Below are 22,014 nucleotides of genomic sequence, written 5' to 3' on the forward strand. Positions count from 1 at the left end.
TTACCTATAATCTAGATATACTCAATACTATCTCTCTACAACTTAGGCACGCACCATGAACGAGCAGTTTAAAGTCGTCTTCGTTGGCATGGCCGACGGTAAGGATCAACAAAGCGCCGCTATCGCGATGGCAGACAGGTTGAAAACCTCACCCTCAAAGATCCAGCAATTTTACGCTGGCAAGAACTTGTTTGCTCCTGCAGATAAAGCCAAAGCGCTAAAACAGGTAAAATTACTTGCAAGCGCGGGGATCAACGCCAAGCTACAAAGCCAAACAGCCGCTACCCCAACTAACGCAGATCAAGAGCGCGTATTTGAAGCGCTGGATTACATCACAAGCAGTCTAATACGTATCGAAGAGCGATTAGAAGAACTTGAGCAACGCGTAGCACCAACCGCTCATACTGAAATTGAAGATACAACTGACGAAGAGTGGGAGACGAAGGAGCTATTCGATGAGCTGGACTTTGAGCCTAGCCCTCCGGCTAAATCTAAAACTTGGCTATATTATCTGCTCGCTGTATTAATTATTTTATTTATTCTGCTTGGTGTAAGTTTGTTTTTCCCTGAGTGGCTCGCGTTAGAATGAATAAAACTAATAACAACATAAATAAATCTCAAGTTACTCGTGCTGATTTGAGAAAAATGATTAGAAACGCAAGAAACTCGCTATCAGCAGAGCAACAGAAGACAGCCGCGGCACACCTCAACATTAATTTTTTTCAACAAATAAACCTCCCAAAAAATGCCAATATAGGGGTCTATATTCAAAACGATGGCGAACTAGATACATCCCTTTTAATTCAATCGCTTTGGGATAAAAATCACCAGGTTTTCTTACCCGTAATCCATCCCTTCAACCCTGCAAATTTACTCTTCCAGAAGTATGAAAAAAACTCACCCATGAAGGCAAATCGCTATGCTATCTTGGAACCTAAGTTAGATTGTTCAGCTGTGGCACCGCTTGCATCACTGGATTTACTTTTGATGCCTCTGGTTGCTTTTGATGAGCAAGGTAATCGCCTCGGTATGGGCGGTGGGTACTACGATAGAACTTTAGCGTTACACTACGCTGAGCAGCGAGCTAAACCAGCACTTGTTGGCCTTGCTCATGATTGCCAGCAAGTTCCGAGCTTACCAACAGCAGCTTGGGATGTACCGCTCCCAACTATCCTCACTCCAACCCAACTATACACTTGGCCAAAAAATAATTGAGCAGGCAAATAGTTAAGCGCATTTTGAGGCGCTTTTGACCATGACGCTGACACTTTGATTGAGTTATACTCCATACAACTTCAATGACAACTAAGTGTAGCGTTATGACTCAAGATGAAATGAAAAAAGCCGCGGCATGGGCAGCTTTGAACTATGTAGAAGAAAACACCATTGTTGGGGTTGGTACAGGCTCAACGGTAAACCACTTTATTGATGCGCTTGGCAGTATCAAGGATCAAATCAAAGGGGCAGTATCAAGCTCTGAAGCTTCAACAGAGAAGCTAAAAGCACTTGGTATTGAAGTTTTCGAGCTAAACGATGTGTCAGAGCTTGCGGTATATGTTGATGGCGCAGATGAAATCAACAGCACCAATGAAATGATAAAAGGCGGTGGCGCAGCACTGACGCGCGAGAAAATCGTTGCAGCCGTTGCCAAGAAATTTGTTTGTATCGTTGATAATACAAAGCATGTTGAGACGCTAGGCGCATTTCCACTACCTGTTGAAGTGATCCCAATGGCGCGTAGTTACGTGGCAAGAGAGTTACTAAAATTAGGTGGCGATCCGGTTTACCGCCAAGGCGTTATCACTGATAACGGCAATGTCATTCTTGATGTGCATGGCCTAGAAATTAGCGCAGCAAAAGCGCTTGAAGAAAAAATTAACCAGATTGTTGGCGTCGTGACTAATGGCTTATTTGCCATGCGTGGCGCTGACGTTGTAATAACAGGCACTCCAGAAGGGCCTAAAATCAACTAGTGAGATTACAGATGAGCAAGGTTTCGTTATCAAAGGATAAAATTCGAATTTTGTTGTTAGAAGGCGTGCACCAAAGCGCCGTTGAGACACTAAAGCGCAACGGTTATAGCAACATAGACTACGTTAAAACATCCTTACCGGAGCCTGAGCTGATCGAGCGGATCAAAGATGCTCACTTTGTCGGGATCCGCTCACGTACCCACCTTACGGAAGCAGTATTAGAACAGGCTGAAAAGCTGGTCGCTGTTGGCTGTTTCTGCATCGGCACCAACCAAGTGGATTTGGATGCCGCTAAAAAACGTGGTATCGCCGTATTCAACGCACCATTTTCTAACACCCGCTCTGTGGCTGAGCTCGTACTAGGTGAAATTCTCTTGTTATTGCGCCGTGTTCCTGAGCGTAACGCAAAGGCGCATCGCGGTGAGTGGGATAAATCTGCCGACGGTTCATACGAAGCTCGTGGTAAAACGCTAGGTATTATTGGTTATGGTCACATTGGCACCCAGCTTGGCATTATGGCTGAGAATATCGGGATGAACGTCGAGTTTTATGACATCGAAGATAAGCTCACGCTCGGCAACGCAACGCAGTTACACACGCTTACGCAATTGTTACAAAGAGCGGACGTGGTCAGTTTGCATGTACCGGAGACATCACAGACCAAAAACCTTATCGGCATGGCTGAAATTGAAGTGATGAAGCAAGGCGCAATCCTAATTAACGCATCACGTGGAACGGTTGTTGATATCGACGCCTTAGCTGAAGCATTGGCGGCCAAGAAGCTTTCCGGCGCTGCTATTGATGTATTCCCCGTTGAGCCAAAATCTAATCATGAAGAATTCGTCTCACCACTACGCGAGTTTGACAATGTACTGCTAACACCACACGTCGGTGGTTCTACCCAAGAAGCACAAGAAAACATCGGTGTGGAAGTCGCGGGTAAGTTGGCGAAGTATTCAGATAACGGTTCAACAGTCACGGCAGTGAACTTCCCAGAGGTTTCTCTACCTGAATTATCAAACCGAAGTCGTTTATTACACGTACACGTAAACCGCCCAGGCGTACTAACACAAATCAACCAAGCGTTCGCTCAGCACGGTATCAATATTGCGGCGCAATACCTACAAACGGATGAATCTATTGGTTACGTGGTTATCGACGTCGATAGCGACCACTCTGAAGTGGCGTTGAAAGAGTTAAGTGCAGTTGAAGGAACTATCAGAGCACGTATTCTTCACTAAGAATAATCACACATAAAAAAACCAGTCACTGTGAGGCGACTGGTTTTTTTATATCAATCTGGCTTACGCCATGAAATCAACACCTTCTTTGATGTCTTTTTCAAGTGTCGCTAGCATGTCGTCTTTTGCTTTTTGCTCAAACGCGCTTAGCTCACCGTAAGGAAGTAACTTCTCTACACCGTTTTTACCAAGGATAACTGGCTGTGCAAAGAATGTTGCATCGCCTGTGTTACCTTCAACGTATGCGTACTCAAGTACTTCTTCACCTTGTAGACCTTTCACTAGTGAGAAGCAGAAACGTGCTGCTGCTGCACCCATTGAAAGTGTAGCTGAACCGCCACCCGCTTTAGCTTCAACCACTTCAGTACCCGCGTTTTGGATACGAGTCGTTAGTGCAGCAACTTCTTCGTCAGTGAACTCAACACCTTCAACTTGAGAAAGTAGAGGTAGAATTGTAGTACCTGAGTGACCACCAATTACTGGGATCTTAACTTCAGCAACGTCTAGACCTTTAAGCTCTGCGATGAAGGTTTCAGCGCGGATAACGTCAAGGGTTGTTACACCGAATACGCGAGCTGGATCATAAGTACCTGCTTTTTTGAACACTTCAGCAACGATTGGTACCGTGCCATTTACTGGGTTTGTGATGATACCAACAAGTGCTTTAGGGCAGCTTCTAACGATACCTTCAGCAAGTGTCTTGATGATACCTGCGTTAACGTTGAAAAGGTCAGCACGGTCCATACCAGGCTTACGAGGCATACCAGCAGGGATAAGCACTACGTCAGCACCTGCAAGAGCTGGGTCTAGGTCGTCTTTACCATAACCCGCTACTTTTACCGCAGTTGGGATGTGAGATAAGTCAACTGCAACACCAGGTACAACAGGTGCAACGTCATAAAGCGCTAACTCCGAGCCAGCTGGAAGACCATTTTTAAGCAATAAAGATAGAGCTTGACCGATACCGCCAGCGGCACCTAATACAGCAACTTTCATTTGAATTCTCCATAATTTGAAGGTGGAATTGAGTGTGCAGTAAAGATAATGAAAAGCGCTGTTAAACACAAATTAATCACGGTTATTTTCGAGATTTTTTGACTAATGTCTTAAATAAAAGTGTAAAGATCGCGACACTTTGTCCACTTATGCTTTACGACTGCCATTTTGGTCGCGCAAATTTGGGAATCTCGGTGGTTTTGTGTAGAATTTAAAGATTAGCCGTAAAAGAAGACAGACTATGCAGCCGCAAGAAAAACAAGAAGCACTGATCAAAGCATTTAAAGCCATTTTAAAAGAAGAAAACTTTGGCTCTCAAGGTGAAATTGTTGATGCTCTAAAACAACAAGGTTTTGACAACGTCAGTCAGAGTAAAGTATCGCGCATGCTGAGCAAGTTTGGTGCTGTACGTACACGTAATGCTAAGCAAGAAATGGTTTACTGTTTACCCGCAGAAATGAGCGTGCCAACAGCAAAAAGCCCTTTGCGTCAGTTAGTCGTTGATATTATGCACAACGAAATGATGATTATTATTCGAACCAGTCCTGGTGCTGCACAGTTAATTGCGAGACTACTTGACTCATTAGGCACCGCAGACGGCGTATTAGGTACCATCGCTGGCGATGACACGATTTTTATTGCCCCTGCCAAAGTATCTGAAATCGACGTTACTTTAGATAAAGTAAAAACCCTGTTCGATAACGTTTAGTCTATTATTTTTATCGGTGCTAACTCACAAGTTAGCACTTACTCTGGTACTTTCCTCCCAACAAACACGCTTTCCCACTATCACAATAAACAGAATAAACTGCTTATCTTTACAGCAAAAAAATGTTTGACATAATATGTCCTTGTGTGGCAACTTTAGAAACGCAAGGTGAGATTTTTCTCACTACGCATGGATAGTTTTTAAGCTGATTGACTAGCTTCTCGGACTTGTTTCCTGCGATGTCGATAACCCATCGGACACGCACGCTATTCTTTTCACTCATTCATCTCACTATCCTATGATGCGGAACTCACCGCTTTGATAGGCCCAAAAAGCGCCTGATGACGTTGAGTGGGCCAGTTTACTTGCTTACTTAACCACTTAAAAAGGAAAAGCAAGGAGTCAAGGAGCAACAATGGAATTTTTAAATACTGTATTTACGTTTCCCACTGTTATTTTTTCAACACTATTACTCATAGTGCTATTGTTCTGGTTAATTGCTTTACTCGGTTTTGCTGATATCGATATCTTAGAAGGCGATGTTGATATTGAAGCCGAAGGCGCAAGTTCTGGTTCTTTTTGGGAGGTTGCTTTTGGTGGCGTCCCAGTGAGTATTTCACTGAGCCTAATCATCGCGCTGGGCTGGATTGTCAGTATTTATGTACAACAATTTTTTGCTTACCTACTAGGTAATGGCATTTTTTACTACCTGGTGGGAACGGCATTTATGCTCGTCAGCCTCATTGTTGCACTACCACTAACCGCCGTGATTGTACGGCCATTACGGCGCTTTTTCGAAAGCCAAGAAACCACATCGAAGCAAGCGCTGGTTGGGCTCGAATGCGTCATTGCAACATCAAGAGTCAGTAACACTTTTGGCCAAGCCCGAGTATATATTCAAGGAACGGATCAACTCATTGAAGTACGCTCGGATGAAGATAACACCTTCACACTAGGAGACAGTGCCTTACTTATCGAACACGACCCCCTTACACATAGCTACACTATTGTGGCTAAACCTTGGTAATAATACAGAAAATAACGGAATTTAGGAACGAGTTGATACAGCTAATACCAACTCAAACAACATAGCGCAACGCAGGAAAAAACATGGAATTTCTAAACAACCTCGGACCAGTGCTCACAATCGTGGGTATATCCATCGTCATTATTTTTGCCATTCTACTTCTGATTGGAAAGTTCTACCGCAAGGTTGAACAAGGTCAGGCACTGATCATCAACAAGATGAAAAACGAACCTGATGTTACGACAACGGGCGGCATCGTACTACCTGTGATCCATAAAATGGAAGTCATGGATATTTCAACTAATCGCATGGTATTAGAGCGTCGTGAAAACAGCGGCCTGATCTGTAAAGATAATATCCGTGCTGACATCGCCATTACTTTTTACATTCGCGTAAATGAAAACAAAGAAGATATCCTACGTGTTGCGAAACAAGTTGGCTGTGCCCGCGCATCTGCACCAGAAACCTTACAAGCATTATTTGAGGCAAAATTCTCCGAAGCCTTGAAAACCGTTGGTAAGCGCATGAATTTTGAGGAGCTATTTACACATCGTAATGAGTTCCGAGATTCTATTAAAGAAGTGATTGGACAAGATTTATCTGGCTATACGTTAGAGGATGTGGCGATTGATTATCTTGAACAAACCTCTATCGAAAAGTTAGATCCAAATAACATTCTTGACGCTGAAGGTATTCGCCGTATTACCGAAAAAACCTCGCGCCAAAACGTGGAAACTAACCAACTTAAATGCGATGAAAAAGCGCAAATCGACAACCAAAACCAAGCAGCCTTTGAAAAAGCCGCAGAAGTCGAGCGTCAACGAGAAGATGCCAGCGCGAGACAGCGCCGTGAAATCGAATCAGTGCGCGCTCGTGAAGCCGCTGAAGCTGAACGTGTTAAGCATGAAGAGCGCTTAAAAGCCGAAGAAGCACGCCTCAAAGCAGACGAAGCAATTGCAATTGCAGAACACAACAAACAACGCGAAATCGATGTTGCAGAGCAAAATCGCCTTCGCTTACTCGGCATAGAAGAAGAAAAAGTCACGCGTTCTCGCCAAATTGAAATTATCGAACGCGAACGCGAAACCGAAATTTTACGTATCCAAAAAGCCAAAGCACTGGAAGTCGAGCAAAAAGAAATCGCCGATGTTCAGCGTGAACGGGTTGCCGTAGAGAAAACCGTTGCCGAGGAACAAGAGCGCATCAAAGACGTGCAATGTATTGCTGAAGCCGAGCGTGAGAAGCAAGCGAAAATTATTCTTGCTCAAGCTGAGGCCGAAGAAGCGCTGGTTAAAGATATTGAAGCGGCTAAAGCTAAAGAGCAAGCTGCCGAATTTAAAGCCCGTGAAATGGAAAAAATGGCCGCAGCAGAACTACGTATTGCGAACCAAACCGCAGAGTCGAAGAAGATTCTTGCCGAAGCTGCCCAAGTTGAAGCGGCTGCGCCTGGTCTTGCAGAAGCAGATATCATCAAGGCAAAAGCAACTGCTAGTGCGATACAAGGCGAAACAGACGCTAAAGTGCTACAGCAAAAACTAGAAGCCGAAGCACAAGGCAAACGTGATATTGGCCGCGCCGAAGCCGAAGTACAAGCTGCAATGGCAGAGGCAACCAAGAAGCAAAGTGAAGCCGAGGCACAAGGCAAACGTGAAATTGGTTTAGCAGAAGCTGAGGTTCAATCAGCAATGGCTGAAGCAATTGAAAAACAAGGTGAAGCAGAAGCTATCAACCTTGAGCGTAAGATGTCAGCAGAAGCCAAAGGTCTTACAGAGAAGCTGGAAGCACTTAATAAGATGGATAAAGACGCCCGTGAATACGAAGGCTTTACACTACAGCTAAATCAACAGAAAGAGCTGACGCTTGCGAGTATCGAGGCAAACAAACAAGTTTCTGCAAGTCAGGCTGAAGTATTAGGTAAAGCACTAAGCGGTGCTGATATCAACTTTATGGGCGGCGACGGCCAGTTCTTTAACCAGTTTATGAATGCCATCACAGTGGGCAAGTCAATTGACGGCTTAGTCGGCGAAAGTAAGACGGTACAAACCGTATTTAAAGATCACCTAAACGGTGAGCGTAATTTGATGGACGACCTAAAAGGGGTGTTGGCTGGTGCAAATGCGTCGTCGGAAACGCTAAAAAACATCAACATGAGTAAGTTCTTCCAACAACTAAGCAATAGCTCAGATGCGGACAAACAGCAGCTACTCAAGTTACTTGGCGGCTCGTTAAATGGCAGTAAACAAAGCGAACCACTAGAGTAATTAACCCTGAGGAGTCAATCTGCTTGGCTCCTCTCCCCCATTTGCGACAGCGCACATAGGAAAGCAAAGAATGACGGAAGCAACGCAACAAGCGCCAGAGCGAACGCTCGAACAAGACTCTTATCAACTGATTAAACGCCGACTTAGTAACTTTGGCAGCGAACTGAAAAGTCAAATAGATAAACTCAACCAACAGCGTGTTGATACTTTTGGCAGCACCGAGCTTAAAGTGAAAGGTCGAGCAAGAGTTCGTACTGAGCATAACTGCGTACCGCGCGACATCGTACTGATCGGCGACAAGCTTATCTTTGCTTATAATGTCTTTATGGGGCTTAAACAAAATACCCAAGTCAGCGATGTATTCACCGTACAAAAGCTACACTTGCAAGAAGACCACTACGAAATAGAACCTTATCCGCAAGAAACCAAATTCCTCACTGACCAGCGTTTCTTACGGGACTTTGATGAACTATACACGTATTACAAAGACACCCGGCTACAACACCTATTTGTTAAATCAAACAAGCTCTTTGCGCTATTTCAGATTGGCGAAAAACTCTCCGATGTTCGTGTGTTCCGCTGGCAAATCGCCAAAGATGACACCTTAGATTATATTGATAATCGAGGAGAGCGTGACCTAGGCGAAGTGGAAAACTTTGACTTTGAATGGCAAAAAACCGATCGCGCCGATCACGTCGAAGGCCGTCACCCACATATTAATGTAAACGACAAAGTATTTATTGAAGTATCGAGTGGCAAACTCACCGTAAAAATAGAAAACAATACCCAAAGCGGTGAAGGTATTTATCAAGAAGCCGTTGATGACGCCAGTCAATCACTCGCAGATTGCGATTTACGTTTTGCCGAAGTTGGCGAAATGGTGTTGTTAAAATTACTTCCCTACCGAGAAAAACAGTGGCGTTATTTTATTTATAATTGCCGCACCCAGCAGGTATTGCGCCAAGATGCATTGGGTGGTGCCTGTGTTCAATTACCTGAGAACCAGGGAATTATTTTTCCTGGTGGCTATTATTTACAATCTGGGCAAACACGCTATTTTGACGACCAACTGGACGATTTAATTTTCCATCGCCAGATCAAATCACCCAATGGTGAAGATGTACTGTATATCTTCTACGAACCAAACGAGGGTCGCTACGCACTTTTCTCTTACAATATTATTGAGAAAAACCTGCAAAATCCTATTTATTGTCATGGCTATGGAATTTATGACGATGGCTTAGCGCTAACCTTTAAAGCAGAGCCTGAGCCTGAGCGCGTGCACCCTATTCAAATCTGGCAAAGCCCATTTTGTGGCAGCGAGTTTGCCGCACAAGCCCCTCGCGCAACAGGCATATTTGGCCGGATCGGCAACCCGGATTTAGTACGCGCAATCTCTGATTTATACAGTGTGTTCAAGGCCATTAATGAACAAAGCCCCACAGTCTTTCATTATGAAGATTTAATTGCTCTCACCCGCAGTATTTTAGACCGCTATCATTGGCTTGCTGAAGCGGACTTTGCAGATGTCACAGCAAAACTACATGAAATTTTTGAAACCTCGGAGCAGGTACTAGACGAATTTGAAAAGGTAAGCCAAATTGAGGCCGACGCTCGGCGCGCAGAAACCGAAATAGAGCAAGCCATGCAAGATGTGCTTCGCGAGGTGAGACCAGATAGCTTTAAAACAGCAGAGCAATTCGTTCAGAGCTTAGAATCTCTCAAACGCTTAAAAGGCAAAGTGATAAGCCTTGAAGAAGTGAAGTATATCAATCTTGACGCGCTATCTGCCATGCAGCAGCAGGTTGATGAGCAAACCTTAAGCTTAAGCCATAAAACCGCGGAGTTTTTGCAGCAAGATAGTGCTTTGGCGCCCTACTACGAGCAGCTAGACTCCTTAGAGCAAGCCAGAGCGCAAACAGAGAGTGTCACCGAGCTTAACGGCTTTTTGGCGACCTTGGAAACCTTAAGCGCTGAACTTGATTTGCTCAACCATACCATGCTGGATCTCGATATTGACGATAGCCGCATTCGCACTAAAATTTTGGAAGATGTCAGCGCCATTTATGGTCAAGTAAACCGCGCCAAAGCAGCGTTAGAAATCCAGAAAAAGAGCGTGGGCAGTGTTGAAGCAAAAGCCGAATTTGCGGCTCGTTTTAAGCTTTTCAGCCAAAGTATTACCAGCGGTCTAAGCGCTGCCAAAACCCCAGAGCAATGTGACGACCAACTATCTCGCTTACTCATTCAATTAGAAGAGCTCGAGTCTCAATTTAGTCAGTATGATGAATTTTTAACAGAGATCTTGGCTAAACGTGATGACGTTTATGAAAGCTTTGAGGCGCACAAACAGCAGCTCATTGACGAAAGACAGCGCCGCGCGCTGAGCCTAGCAAACGCAGCAGAGCGGATTTTACAGGGGGTGACGCGACGCTCGCAAAGTTTTAAAACCTTAGATGACATCAATAGCTATTTTGCCTCCGATCCTATGATTGGCAAGCTTCGCGATTTAACGCAAGAGCTAAAAAGCCTAAGCGATGAAGTGAAGGCGGATGATATTCAAGCCAAACTCAAGGCCTGCAAAGATCAAGCGATCCGCGCTTTGCGAGACAAGCAAGATATTTATATTGATGGTGGCAATACCGTTAAAGTCGGCAAACATGCGTTTAGTTTCAATAAACAAATCCTTGATTTGACTTTGCTGCCTCGTGGTGAACAGCTGATGTTACACCTCACTGGCACTGAGTATTTTGATACCATTCCTGACGCCAAGGTCAATCAACAACTCAATGACGCAAGCACATACTGGCAGCAAAACCTGATCTCAGAAAATCGTCACTTATATCGAGGCGAGTACCTTGCAGCTCAAGTATTAGCGGCTGCAGAGCAAGATGGCAACGACTTTAGTCTAGCGGATTTAGAACTTGCCGTTGATGAGGGAAGTTTACTGTCTATCGTACAAAAATTTGCAGAACCTCGATATCAAGAAGGCTATGAAAAAGGCATTCATGATCAAGATGCCAGCCTGATCTTAGCAAATTTACTAAAACAAAAACGACAGCTTGAGTTACTCGTCTACCCTGCCAGCTGTCGAATTGCGGCACAGCTATTTTATACTCAACAAAGCAAGGCTGAGCTAGCTGAATTGGCGTTTCAGGCCACACAAGCAGAGCTGATGGCAACGAAGTTAGATGACCATAGTTTTAGCCAACAGCTAAGCAAAGAATTAAGTGAAAAAATCACCGCATTTTGCCAACAAAATTTATCGAGCTATTTAACCGAGCTACACCGCTTTTCAGGCGAGTTAAGCGCAACTTACTTAATTAAAGCCCTTGCTAAGCAAGTCAAGCCGAGACAATTTGATTTGGCTTCACCTGCAAAACACACCAGCGAGCAGTTTATCTCGATGGCAAAGGCCAAAGGCGTCTGGCAACAGCTTGAAGACTCATTAACACATTTGACTAAACTTGCGGACAAATGCCGCCTGTTAAGCAGCTGGCTGCGCGCCTATGGCAGTAAGCAAAATGAAAGTGCTGAGACCTTGCTTGAGGCAGCTAACTGCATTTTGCTTTCCACCCAGTTAGATATCACCTACCAAGTCAAAGAAGCCGAAATAAAAACCGAGATCTCAGGTTTAATGGGCCAACACCCACGGATCGAGAACCAAGTGCTACACCTAGATTACGCAGACTTTTTTGCCCGTAGTAACGAGTATCTCACGGTTCATGTTCCGGCCTACAAACAGTACCAACAGTTAAAAGCACAAGTGCTTGAGGCACAAAAGCAGCGCTTGCAATTGGATGAGTTTAAACCCAGACCACTAAGCTCATTTGTACGTAACCAGCTGATTGACAAAGTCTACTTCCCTATTATTGGCGATAACTTAGCAAAACAAATAGGGGCTGCAGGAAACAATAAACGCACCGACTTAATGGGCATGTTGCTGCTTATCTCCCCTCCGGGCTATGGTAAAACCACGTTAATAGAGTATGTGGCCAACCGCTTAGGACTCACCTTTGTTAAGGTCAACTGTCCATCCATTGGTCACGACCAAGTCTCTTTGGATCCTGCTCAAGCCATCAACGCGACCGCCGCAAAAGAAATTGAGAAGATCAACCAAAGCTTTGAGATGGGCAATAATGTGATGCTGTACCTTGACGATATTCAGCACACCAACCCCGAATTTTTACAAAAGTTCATCTCTTTATGTGACGGCTCAAGACGCATAGATGGTGTGTGGAATGGCCGCAGTAAAACCTATGATCTGAGAGGCAAAAAATTTGCCGTTGTGATGGCAGGAAACCCCTACACCGAATCCGGTGAATCTTTTAAGATCCCAGATATGCTTGCCAACCGTGCGGATATTTACAACCTCGGTGACACCCTCAGTGGCTGCGAACAAGAATTTGCCATGAGCTTTATTGAAAATACGCTTACTTCCAATGCGGTGCTCGCGCCACTTGCCAATCGTGGTATGGAAGACTTGTACAAGCTAGTACGCATTGCCGACGGAGAAGACATCTCCATCAATGAATTGGAATTTAATTACTCTCAAGCGCAAGTGAATGAAATTGTCAGCGTACTGAAAAAGCTGCTCACCATTCGCAACACCGTGCTCAAAGTAAATGCCCAATATATAGCCTCAGCAGCGCAAGATGATAACTATCGAACCGAGCCGCCGTTTAAGCTACAAGGCAGTTACCGTAACATGAATAAGATGGCTGAAAAGGTGGTTGCTGCTATGAATGACAGTGAACTTGAAAATCTAATTCAAGATCACTATCGCGGTGAAGCACAAACACTTAGCAAAGGCAGCGAAGAAAACTTACTGAAACTGGCTGAATTACGCGGTACCTTAACGGCTGAAGAAGCTACGCGCTGGCATGAAATCAAGGCCGAATATGCCCGCCTGCACCGCAATAGCGACGAAGGAAGCCCTGCGCAATTGGCAGTTGAACAACTAAGCTTTGTCAATAAATCCCTTTCGCAAATCGCCGCTAAACTCGATAAAGAGCAGCTTAGCTTTGATTACAGTGCGCTGTTGCAACAATTGGCTCAAGTGCTTAACGAGCAAGAGTTTGCCACGCAGTTAACTGAGCTACGTGAGGCCTTAACGCAGCAACCTTACGCTACACCGCTAAAGCAATTGATAGCTTCACAGCAACAAGTCGCAGAAGAAATTGCGGGGCTGCAAAACGCTATCAAACGCACTGCGAACAACGAGCAGCTACTCGCTAACCTTGGCAAACTCAATGACTTACTCAGCACCCAAGCGCAAATACAACAAGCGTTGGGTCAACAAGGTCAGCAGCAAAATACGCTATTTGAAAACCTGTCTGAGCGCTTAGAAGCGGTGGCACAACCGCATATTCAAGTCGACAATCACGTTGATGATAGCAGTACAAAAGCGCTTGAAGCCGTTACCACTTTGCTGACAAATACCTTAGCAAACTCAAGCGCTGAACAAGTCCAGCAGCGACAGCTAAAAGACATTTTACAAAAGCTGGAGGATATTCAATCAAGACCTGGTGTTAGTAACGGATCACCTGCGAAAAACCCGTATATGTTGTAACGGCAAAAAAACGCTTGCGAAACAAGTCAAAGCCCATGGATGGGCTTTGGAGATGTAAAGCTAAAAAACCTGAACTCGGGTTAAAAAGTAACTTACTCCGGCATTTTTGCCATCACCGCCAAAAACTCTAGTGAGGGTGCAAAAAACGCAGAACCCATATCGGCACTGGAATAATCTAATATGGGGTCGTATTCATCCCCTTCACCCAATCGGCTTCTTAGTACCTGCTCAAAAGCATCGCCTTTGGCGCTGCAACTTAGCGACAAGCTTCCTTGTTCAAATACATCACCAAATGGCATGCTTTGGTTAAGCAGTAGCGCATTACCATTTAGGTCTTTCAATTCGGTTAATGCTGCATGATTACAGGGTTCGCAATCTTCAATTAGGTCATTGTCTAGACGTGTACGCCCCATCAATTGCTCTTGCTCAGCGAGCGGCAACGCCTGCCAACGCAGTAAATCAAACTTCACCCGCTGTACGTGAATATAACTACCAAGATGGTCGGCTGCATTCGGGTTGTGCACAAGTGCAACTTCTCGCTTATTGCGCCCTCTAGGTGTGTCTGCGCCATAAATAAAGCCATTAAAATCACGACCGTCTAAGAAACGAAAAGCTCGCACATGTGCCACCATTTCGACTAGGCCATTTAGCATGTGTAGCACACTTTGAGCAAAGATATGATTAACGTCTTCTCGGTCGGAGCGGATCACGTAAAGCAAGTCAAAAGGCTGGGTATGCACGGTGTGCTCAGCCTCAACAATATGTGGAAAGCTTTTCAGCTCTTTAGGAATAAACTCAGGATAAATGTGCGGCCAGTATTGCGCACCCACCGCGACAAAGCTCGACAGCATAGACTCGGAGAATCTATCTTCCAACTCCTCTTGCAAGCGTCCACAATTGGCGAGCGCCGTTCTTAGCGCCTCATCTTGTCCTTCAAGCACATTGAAGAACAAGTGTAAGCCGTGCAAATTGGCTTCAGCACACACACCTGATTGGGCAAGCGCCATGCTCTACTCCCTGCGTTTATTCATTTGCTATTAAGAAAAGAAATTTACAGCATGTGCCTTAATTTTTAAAGAGATTGGTTGATTTAAGTCGAGCGGTTCATGCGCTGGATGCGGGACTTCGAGCTCTTGTCCCTCTAATGCAACACGATAAATGTACTCTGTTCCCATAAAGCGCTGATTGAGTACTTTAACGCTGCCAAGCTCGGCGTTTTCTAACGTAATGTGCTGTGGCCTCACATACATTTCGCCCTTCGCGTCGATATTACCGAGCTCAACGAGAGACTTTACAGCACCAAATTGGGTTTCTACCGAAGCGCCATTCATTCGCTGTGCAGGAATATAAATACCCTGACCCAAAAACTCGGCAACCATTTTGCTCTTTGGTCGTTGGAATAACGTTCTCGGCTCGCCCACTTGTGCGATCTTCCCTTTATCCATAATTGCCAACCGATCAGCAAAAGCAAAAGCTTCTTCTTTCGAGTGACTAACAAAAATCGCGGAAACTTGCTGATCTTTGATTATACGGCGAATATCGTTAATTAACTGAAACCGCACTTGAGCATCTATATTTGAAAACGGCTCATCAAGAAGCAACAAATTTGGCTTGTACGCCAGTGCTCGCGCAATTGCGACACGTTGTTGCTGGCCACCTGAAAGCTCGTGTGGAAAGCGGTCGCTATAGTCTTGCAGCTGCACCAAATGGAGCATTTCAGCCACTCGGTCTTGACGTTCACGCTTGCTTTTTGAGGTTAAACCAAACGCGACATTTTGCGCCACAGTGAGGTGTGGGAATAGCGCATAGTCTTGAAACATCATGCCAATATTGCGTTTTTGTGGAGGTACAAAAGTGCCATGACCATTCATGGCTTTGCCTAAAATACTCACCGAGCCTTGAAATGGTTCAATCAAGCCCGCTATCGCCTTCAGCGTGGTCGTTTTACCGCAGCCACTGGCACCAAGCAAACAAACAATCTCGTTTTGTTCTACAGTCAGATTTAGGCTATCCACAACGGCTTCACCGTCATAGCGATAAGAGAGATTTTCAAGCACTAAACTATGCATTAACTTCGCTGCTCCATAGAACGGTTTACAACATAAAGCGGAATTAAACCAACCAACACAATAAATAACGCAGAGACAGAAGCCAACTCCAGCTGCTCATCACTCACATATTGGAAAACATGTGTTGCTAGTGTTTCATAATTAAAGGGTCGTAATAACAATGCCGCTGGAAGTTCTTTCATACACTCAATAAAAACCAGCAGTGCTGCGGTTAAAATACCGCGACGCAGCAATGGCAAATGTATTGATAACATGGTTTTGAAACGATTGCGACCCAACGAAAAACTTGCCATATCTAGACTTGGACTGATCCGCTGATAACTTGATTCGACCGCGCCTTGCGCAATCGCATAAAATCGTACAACGTAAGCGAAAACCAGCGCAAAAATCGTCCCGCTGAACAGCAAACCAGGCTCAAATGAAGTACCTTCAAGCCAAGCATTTAGCTTGTCGTCTAATAAAGTGAGTGGAATAAGTACCGCAATTGCCAGCACCGTGCCCGGTAGCGCATATCCGGTACTTGCAAGCTTGCCCGGTAGCGTGACCCGTTTACCACTGCTAACTCGCTGGTTAAACACCACCAGCATGCTCATGATAATTAATACCACGCTCACCCAAAACGCTATTTTTAAACTTTGCCACGCATACAAGAAAAAATCGTCATTCCAAGCTTGTTCAAAATAGTCAATGGCGTAATCTGCAAGCACCCATGTAGGCACGATAAAAGCCGCAATAAGAATAAGCCAACAAAAAGCGCTAGCGAGCCAAGCCTGCGCGCCTTTAAGATGATAAAGCGTGGTACTGTTAACACTCGACTGGCGCTCATGCACTACCTGAGTTGGGCGGCTCACTCGCTCCAGTGTTAGGGCTAAAAATAAAAACAGTAACATAATGCCTGAAATTTTAGCCGCTGCGGTAAGTGAATAATAGCCCAACCAAGTATCGTAAACGGCGGTGGTTAGTGTGCTCACAGCAAAGTAATGTACGGTTGCAAAATCTGCCATGCTTTCCATGGCGATCAGTGCCAGCCCCGCCACAATCGCCCCTCGCGACAAAGGTAAACTTACCTTAAAGAAGCTCTGTGAAGGCGACTTGCCCATCAATTGGCTGGCTTGCACCAGCTTAAACGACTGCTCTCTTAGCGCCGTTCTAAAAATCAAAAACAAATAAGGATAAAGCACCAGTGCAATCATCACGATAGCACCTGACAAAGTGCGAATATCAAAAAACCAATAATCGTCTGGAGATTGCCAACCAAACCACTCTCGCAGCGCTATTTGTACAGGCCCTGCATAATCTAGCAAATCGGTATACACGTAAGCAATCAAATAGGTTGGCATCGCTAGGGGTAGCATCAACGACCACTCGAAAAAGCGCCGTCCAGGAAACTCACAATATGCAGTTAGCCAGCCAAGTGGTAGCGCGATTAAAGCGCAAAGGATGCATACACCCACAATCAGCAAAATCGTATTGCGGACATAATCCCACAGAACGGTATCCCAAAGGTGAGCAAAGACTTCGGAGTCAGGTTGTAGCGACTCAAAGATTAAAAACATCAGCGGGACTGATAGGCTAAGCCCTATCAGCCACGCAAAACTCTGCCATTTAGACAGTGAAAATGATAATTGCATTAAAGGTCAAATTTTACCTCATCGATTAGCTTAAGCGCTAACGGACGGTATTTACTGATCTCTGACAATGGTAGGCTGTCTTCCTTAAACTCACCCCAAGATGCCACAAGTTTCGATAACTCGACGCCAGGTTTAACCGGGTATTCCATATTCATCGACGCATACATATTTTGCGCCTTATTGTCGGTCATAAACTCAATGAGTTTCAAGGCATTTTCTGTATTTTTAGCGTGCTTGGTCAAGACAACACCAGAAACGTTGATATGTGAACCACGATCTTGTTGATTTGGGAAGTTAATATATACCGCTTCAGCCCAGGCTTTTTGTTTCTCATCTTCCATCATCTTACCGAAATAATAGCTGTTTCCGATGGCTAAATCACACAGTCCTTCTTTTACCGCTTTGACTTGTGCACGGTCATTACCTTGAGGCTTACGAGCTAAGTTTTTCTTCACGCCTTCAAGCCACTCTTTGGTTTTTGCTTCGCCATGATGGGCAATCATAGAGGCCACTAAACCAAGGTTATAGGGATGTTTACCTGAGCGCGTACATATTTTTCCGCGGTATTGTTCATCTGCTAGCGCTTCATACGTAAGCGCATCTAACTTGCCTACACGGTCTTTTGCAGAATATATATTGCGTACACGCTTAGTAAGCGCAACCCACTGGCCTTCAGGATCTCTGAAGTTCGCTGGGATATTCTTAGTGACGGTTTCGCTGTTAATTGCTTGTGTTAGGTTTTCATCTTCAAGTTGAATTAGCGCACTGAAGTTTGAAGTGAGTACAAGATCGGCACGGCTATGCTTGCCTTCACGCTTAACACGCTCGATTAAGCCTTTTTTTGCAAAAACCACATTGGTCTTGATACCGGTTTGCTTGGTGAAGTCATCCAAAATAGGTTGGATCAGAAAAGGTTGTCTAAACGAGTAGATATTAACTTCCTCTGCAGCCATTGCTGGTAGGCAAGTAAGCGTTGCCAGTATAGTAACAAGTGCTTTTTTCATAAAGACTCCATTAGGTAAACAATAATTATTATCAACTAATTCTACCTGTAATTGTGCCGTTTTACACCCTGAATATTTGAAACTACGCTCAAGATAAAATTAGCGTTGTAGAAAACGGGAGAATTACCTGTGAGATATATCTCACTTAACTACCAGAAATTGAGTAAAGACATGCTGAAATAACACTCGGAATTAAAGTAACCAATTAAAAAATAAAGAGTTATTCATTATTACCAGAAAAAGACGCAAAAAAGATTGAATTTCACTGCTCCCGATTTTTTTTAGTCTGCTTATACTTAACAACATCTCAGGAAGAGAGATAGAGGATACACAGGATACGCTCAGGGCAGGATTTGCTAATGGATAAGCACCCACTTAAAGGAATATAGGGAAAAGCGAGCGAGATTGTATGTCACATGGTGTGATTACATTAAAGGACAGGGATTAAAGGTTCATGATGAACCTAAGGATTGCTTCAGGGGAGAGGCTAAACGTTGAGGGATAACGTTACTGCATTGGATATGCAGGTGGTTAAGGATGAGGAAGGAAGGTACATTGGATGTACTGGTAAAATGTGGCTTAGGAGATGCCAATTGTTGCAATTAACAGTGCAACACCTAGCTTGAAGCAACACGTTCAGGCTACCAAGTGCCAAGGTAAAACAAGGTGATGATTGGCACTGCTATTTTGGAAAGTAGCAAACAAGGACAATTAGAACAAGGGCTTGTTCTTAGCAAGTGGATGGCAATGGATAAGACAACGGACGTGTAAAAGGAAGATGGACACAGGGCAAGATGCCTTTATTCGCAAAACGAGAACACCAAGCGATGCCATGGAAGAGGAAAGATTCAGGACGTTGAACTACTCAACTTTGCAGGATGCATTTAGAAGATTCCGTAAGCGCGACTCAGCAATGAGTCGCGCGCTTCTTATTTTATTTTTATTCCTATCTGTCGCGTGATATTGCGCTTGTGTTGTCGAGATAAATTTCGACCTACAGTTTGCTGCGCTTACCTTTTAAGTAGGCATCTCTAAAATCGATAAAATGCGCGGTTAATTTATCTGCCGCATCCTGCTCGCCGCATTCGGCAAACAATACACACGCGACTTCTGCCGTACCAAGTTGATGTTCATGCGGCGCTACTCGAAGCTTGTAATCCGAGAGCTTTTCAGGGGCGATGGATAACACAGGTAAATTATCGAGGTAGGGGCTCTTTCTGAACATTTTCTTAGCTTCACGCCATGTGCCATCCAAAAAGATAAATAGTGGTGTTTTACTTTCAGTGCGAGTCACCTTAGTAATTACTCGTTCAGGCTCTACGCCCAGCTCTGGAAAAACGACTATTGGTGCATATTGCTCGTCCGAAAGAAGCGCTAATAACGCAGCGTCAGGCTCAGTTCTGTCCCAACGAAAGGCATGATTATCAGGGATCACATCGGCAATTAAGCGTCCAGTGTTAGAGGGCTTAAAGCTTTCATTATGATACATAAGCAAACACACTGCACAGTCTGCTTTGGCCATTTCGACTTTATCGCAAATACATAGAGTCGTGGCTAATAAGCAGCATTCACAACGCGCAAGCTTTGATCCCCTTGCCTTATATTCGCGTTGAGCCGCAGCGATTTGACGCTGTCTAAGCGCTAGTACTGAATTATTCACTCTGTTCCCCCTCTAAAAATGCCGGCGTATTTTAGTAAAGCGCTCGGCTGGCGTCTACGCAAACTTATGTAACATCTTTACTCATGACATAAGCTTTTGTACTCTAAAGTTTTATTGGGTTTCATTAGGAGTAAAAAATGCAAGTAAAGGATTCTGCAAGACTGAGTTATCGCCTACTCACCCCACAAGATGCACAGCTACTCGCCGATCTTGATAGCGATCCTGAAGTAATGAAATACATCACAGGCGGTCAGACTAACTCACTTGAAGAAGTAAAAGCCGTATATATTCCACGTTTAACCGAGTATACGGACGAGATCAAAGGTTGGGGGCTTTGGGGCTGTTTCGAGCTGCCAAACAAGGCATTTATTGGTTGGATTTTGGTTCGCCCTGCTAACTTCTTTTCAGAACAAAGAAACGATCAGGATTTAGAGCTCGGTTGGCGTTTTAAAAAAGTGTCTTGGGGCAAAGGGTTTGCAACAGAGGCCGCACAACATCTTATTCCAGACCTAATAGCAGTAAATCCTACTTTGACACACTTGAGCGCTATCGCTGAAGAAGAGAACCTTGGCTCCATCAATATTATGAAAAAACTTGGGATGAGCTATGTGAAAAAAGGGCTTCACAAAGATATTTTAGGAGATATGGAAGTCGTTTATTATCATAAAGTTCTTAATTAACCGAACAAAAGCGCAACCACTTAACACCACGGTTGCGCATGCTCACTACTATTAAATGCCTTTGCGACGCAGTGGTTCGGCATACATGCTCAACACCAATTGCTTCAGCTCTTCCGGTACAGACTCTAGTTTAGAGATAAAGTCCTCTTTATCTTCTGGACTCACTTGCGCATCATCGCCTGCTGCTAGATGATTGGTTGAATGCAGATAGTATAAATCTAAAATCTGTTTATCAATGACATTCGCCAGCTCATCTGGGTTTTCAACATCCGCAGTGATAGGGTCGCCAAATGCGATATGCACATGGCCTTTATCTGAACTAAAGCCCTCGACAATGCTAGCAATGTCTTCGCCTTGTGCTTTCACATATTGGCCAAACTGCTTTTTATGGTATAGCTCTTTAGCCTTAGCAACCGCACATGGCTCATATTGATAGGAGATAGCAACGGGCACAATTCTGAGCTGCTTTACATAATCTGAAAAATCTAGCTTCTGTTTGCGACCATTGAGCTGTAGCATTTTTAACAGTGCCGGATCGGTTTGATCCACCCCATCCTTCGCACGCCCCTCTTTTTGCGCAATCCAAATGGAGTTACCTTCACTTAATGAGTCAGAAATATAGGCTGAAAGCTGGGTTAATGCTTTTAGCATTTCTTTCGGCGCCTTTGCCGAACGTTTTACAATAAAACTCTTATTAAGACGCATAAGCTCAGTGATATAAGGTACTTGCAGTAAGTTATCACCAATAGCGATACGCACCGTACGCATATCTTGCTGATGCAAACCCCAGTTAACAAGTGCAGGGTCTAATACGATGTCACGGTGATTTGAAATAAATAAATACGAGGTATTCGAGTCTAATGTTTCAAGGCCAGAATAAGTCACTTTAGACGTCGTTTTATTGATTAAAATTTGCAGATAGTACGCCACTTCATCTTGTACTTGTTCAATCGTACAAAAATCTCCCCACTTCTTTTTTAGTTTCATTCTTACGAGTGGGCGTGCAATTGCTGGCCAAGCATTTAACCAAGCTGGCAGGTTATATTTGGCGATCACATCAATGAATTGATCATCACCTAGTAGACGTGCCAGTGCTGGCACTACTTCATCATCATTATACGGTCTAATGTCAGCGTATTTATCCACTCTACTTCTCAAATTGTCGGATTAACGAATACTGGAACGCATTCTATC

At 44.4% G+C, this 22,014-nt stretch carries 17 protein-coding genes; 10 read left to right on the top strand and 7 right to left on the bottom strand.

Going from position 1 to position 22,014, the window contains the following annotated elements; translation table 11 throughout:
- Positions 1-55: 55 nt before the first annotated feature.
- The 4 genes from ABMY45_RS11850 to serA all read left to right on the top strand — a co-directional run bounded on the left by ABMY45_RS11850 (position 56) and on the right by serA (position 3,214).
- Positions 56-589, top strand: a complete 534-nt coding sequence (locus tag ABMY45_RS11850) for a hypothetical protein (RefSeq protein ID WP_010606079.1) — start codon at positions 56-58, stop codon at positions 587-589.
- The gene (locus tag ABMY45_RS11855) at positions 586-1,215 is read left to right on the top strand and encodes a 5-formyltetrahydrofolate cyclo-ligase (protein ID WP_010606078.1); all 630 of its coding nucleotides are present in this window, start codon (positions 586-588) and stop codon (positions 1,213-1,215) included. Before ABMY45_RS11850 ends, ABMY45_RS11855 begins: the two co-directional genes overlap by 4 nt.
- Before the next feature lie 104 nt (positions 1,216-1,319).
- Positions 1,320-1,973: a ribose-5-phosphate isomerase RpiA gene (gene rpiA, locus ABMY45_RS11860; RefSeq protein ID WP_130163537.1), complete on the top strand. Its 654-nt coding sequence runs from the start codon at positions 1,320-1,322 to the stop codon at positions 1,971-1,973.
- A gap of 11 nt (positions 1,974-1,984) precedes the next feature.
- Positions 1,985-3,214 (top strand): phosphoglycerate dehydrogenase, encoded by a 1,230-nt coding sequence (gene serA, locus ABMY45_RS11865; RefSeq protein ID WP_039493776.1) that lies wholly within the window; start codon positions 1,985-1,987, stop codon positions 3,212-3,214.
- A gap of 63 nt (positions 3,215-3,277) precedes the next feature.
- Here serA and mdh read toward each other — a convergent pair whose 3' ends face one another.
- Entirely contained in the window at positions 3,278-4,210 is a 933-nt protein-coding gene (mdh, locus tag ABMY45_RS11870) for a malate dehydrogenase (protein ID WP_010372282.1), read from the bottom strand.
- 241 nt (positions 4,211-4,451) lie between these two features.
- Between mdh and argR the strand changes: the two genes are divergently transcribed.
- From argR to ABMY45_RS11890, 4 genes are all read left to right on the top strand, one after another.
- Positions 4,452-4,919 carry a transcriptional regulator ArgR gene (gene argR / locus ABMY45_RS11875; protein WP_010372285.1) on the top strand — a complete coding sequence of 156 codons (468 nt, stop codon included), beginning with the start codon at positions 4,452-4,454 and terminating at the stop codon, positions 4,917-4,919.
- A gap of 415 nt (positions 4,920-5,334) precedes the next feature.
- On the top strand, positions 5,335-5,946 hold the full coding sequence (locus ABMY45_RS11880) for an OB-fold-containig protein (RefSeq protein ID WP_010606077.1): 612 nt from the start codon (positions 5,335-5,337) through the stop codon (positions 5,944-5,946).
- Positions 5,947-6,029: 83 nt separating this feature from the next.
- A complete protein-coding gene (locus ABMY45_RS11885) occupies positions 6,030-8,207 on the top strand; it encodes an SPFH domain-containing protein (RefSeq protein WP_102057381.1) in 2,178 nt (725 codons plus the stop codon).
- 70 nt (positions 8,208-8,277) lie between these two features.
- Positions 8,278-13,776 (top strand): DNA repair ATPase, encoded by a 5,499-nt coding sequence (locus tag ABMY45_RS11890; RefSeq protein ID WP_349288915.1) that lies wholly within the window; start codon positions 8,278-8,280, stop codon positions 13,774-13,776.
- A gap of 92 nt (positions 13,777-13,868) precedes the next feature.
- Here the strand turns inward: ABMY45_RS11890 and ABMY45_RS11895 are convergent, their stop codons facing one another.
- The 4 genes from ABMY45_RS11895 to ABMY45_RS11910 are packed head-to-tail and all read right to left on the bottom strand — an operon-like array spanning position 13,869 to position 18,429.
- Positions 13,869-14,783: a Dyp-type peroxidase gene (locus ABMY45_RS11895; RefSeq protein WP_174169831.1), complete on the bottom strand. Its 915-nt coding sequence runs from the start codon at positions 14,781-14,783 to the stop codon at positions 13,869-13,871.
- Positions 14,784-14,813: 30 nt separating this feature from the next.
- On the bottom strand, positions 14,814-15,845 hold the full coding sequence (locus ABMY45_RS11900; protein ID WP_102057384.1) for an ABC transporter ATP-binding protein: 1,032 nt from the start codon (positions 15,843-15,845) through the stop codon (positions 14,814-14,816).
- Entirely contained in the window at positions 15,845-17,476 is a 1,632-nt protein-coding gene (locus ABMY45_RS11905; RefSeq protein WP_206472220.1) for an iron ABC transporter permease, read from the bottom strand. Before ABMY45_RS11905 ends, ABMY45_RS11900 begins: the two co-directional genes overlap by 1 nt.
- Positions 17,476-18,429: a Fe(3+) ABC transporter substrate-binding protein gene (locus ABMY45_RS11910; RefSeq protein WP_227387669.1), complete on the bottom strand. Its 954-nt coding sequence runs from the start codon at positions 18,427-18,429 to the stop codon at positions 17,476-17,478. The genes ABMY45_RS11905 and ABMY45_RS11910 overlap by 1 nt, the downstream gene beginning before the upstream one ends.
- 829 nt (positions 18,430-19,258) lie before the next feature.
- Between ABMY45_RS11910 and ABMY45_RS11915 the strand changes: the two genes are divergently transcribed.
- On the top strand, positions 19,259-19,441 hold the full coding sequence (locus ABMY45_RS11915) for a hypothetical protein (RefSeq protein ID WP_239421187.1): 183 nt from the start codon (positions 19,259-19,261) through the stop codon (positions 19,439-19,441).
- A gap of 33 nt (positions 19,442-19,474) precedes the next feature.
- Here the strand turns inward: ABMY45_RS11915 and ABMY45_RS11920 are convergent, their stop codons facing one another.
- The gene (locus tag ABMY45_RS11920) at positions 19,475-20,140 is read right to left on the bottom strand and encodes a DTW domain-containing protein (RefSeq protein ID WP_174169828.1); all 666 of its coding nucleotides are present in this window, start codon (positions 20,138-20,140) and stop codon (positions 19,475-19,477) included.
- A gap of 137 nt (positions 20,141-20,277) precedes the next feature.
- On the opposite strand from ABMY45_RS11920, the gene ABMY45_RS11925 reads away from it, so the two are divergent.
- Positions 20,278-20,820 carry a GNAT family N-acetyltransferase gene (locus ABMY45_RS11925; protein WP_174169827.1) on the top strand — a complete coding sequence of 181 codons (543 nt, stop codon included), beginning with the start codon at positions 20,278-20,280 and terminating at the stop codon, positions 20,818-20,820.
- Positions 20,821-20,871: 51 nt separating this feature from the next.
- On the opposite strand, the gene ABMY45_RS11930 is transcribed toward ABMY45_RS11925, so the two are convergent.
- Complete coding sequence (locus tag ABMY45_RS11930) at positions 20,872-21,966, bottom strand: 1-acyl-sn-glycerol-3-phosphate acyltransferase (RefSeq protein ID WP_039493796.1); 1,095 nt, start codon at positions 21,964-21,966, stop codon at positions 20,872-20,874.
- Positions 21,967-22,014 lie beyond the last annotated feature (48 nt).

The organism is Pseudoalteromonas sp. XMcav11-Q (genome assembly GCF_040104525.1).
Taxonomy (GTDB): Bacteria; Pseudomonadota; Gammaproteobacteria; order Enterobacterales; family Alteromonadaceae; genus Pseudoalteromonas.

What these genes read in the sequence shown, in the direction of transcription:
- ABMY45_RS11855 (WP_010606078.1), top strand. Translation starts at nt 586, where the DNA reads ATGAATAAAACTAATAACAACATAAATAAATCTCAAGTTACTCGTGCT.
- ABMY45_RS11850 (WP_010606079.1), top strand. Translation starts at nt 56, where the DNA reads ATGAACGAGCAGTTTAAAGTCGTCTTCGTTGGCATGGCCGACGGTAAG.
- ABMY45_RS11885 (WP_102057381.1), top strand. Translation starts at nt 6,030, where the DNA reads ATGGAATTTCTAAACAACCTCGGACCAGTGCTCACAATCGTGGGTATA.
- mdh (WP_010372282.1), bottom strand. Translation starts at nt 4,210, where the DNA reads ATGAAAGTTGCTGTATTAGGTGCCGCTGGCGGTATCGGTCAAGCTCTA.
- ABMY45_RS11895 (WP_174169831.1), bottom strand. Translation starts at nt 14,783, where the DNA reads ATGGCGCTTGCCCAATCAGGTGTGTGTGCTGAAGCCAATTTGCACGGC.
- rpiA (WP_130163537.1), top strand. Translation starts at nt 1,320, where the DNA reads ATGACTCAAGATGAAATGAAAAAAGCCGCGGCATGGGCAGCTTTGAAC.
- ABMY45_RS11925 (WP_174169827.1), top strand. Translation starts at nt 20,278, where the DNA reads ATGCAAGTAAAGGATTCTGCAAGACTGAGTTATCGCCTACTCACCCCA.
- ABMY45_RS11910 (WP_227387669.1), bottom strand. Translation starts at nt 18,429, where the DNA reads ATGGCTGCAGAGGAAGTTAATATCTACTCGTTTAGACAACCTTTTCTG.
- argR (WP_010372285.1), top strand. Translation starts at nt 4,452, where the DNA reads ATGCAGCCGCAAGAAAAACAAGAAGCACTGATCAAAGCATTTAAAGCC.
- ABMY45_RS11890 (WP_349288915.1), top strand. Translation starts at nt 8,278, where the DNA reads ATGACGGAAGCAACGCAACAAGCGCCAGAGCGAACGCTCGAACAAGAC.
- ABMY45_RS11915 (WP_239421187.1), top strand. Translation starts at nt 19,259, where the DNA reads ATGGACACAGGGCAAGATGCCTTTATTCGCAAAACGAGAACACCAAGC.
- serA (WP_039493776.1), top strand. Translation starts at nt 1,985, where the DNA reads ATGAGCAAGGTTTCGTTATCAAAGGATAAAATTCGAATTTTGTTGTTA.
- ABMY45_RS11900 (WP_102057384.1), bottom strand. Translation starts at nt 15,845, where the DNA reads ATGCATAGTTTAGTGCTTGAAAATCTCTCTTATCGCTATGACGGTGAA.
- ABMY45_RS11905 (WP_206472220.1), bottom strand. Translation starts at nt 17,476, where the DNA reads ATGCAATTATCATTTTCACTGTCTAAATGGCAGAGTTTTGCGTGGCTG.
- ABMY45_RS11880 (WP_010606077.1), top strand. Translation starts at nt 5,335, where the DNA reads ATGGAATTTTTAAATACTGTATTTACGTTTCCCACTGTTATTTTTTCA.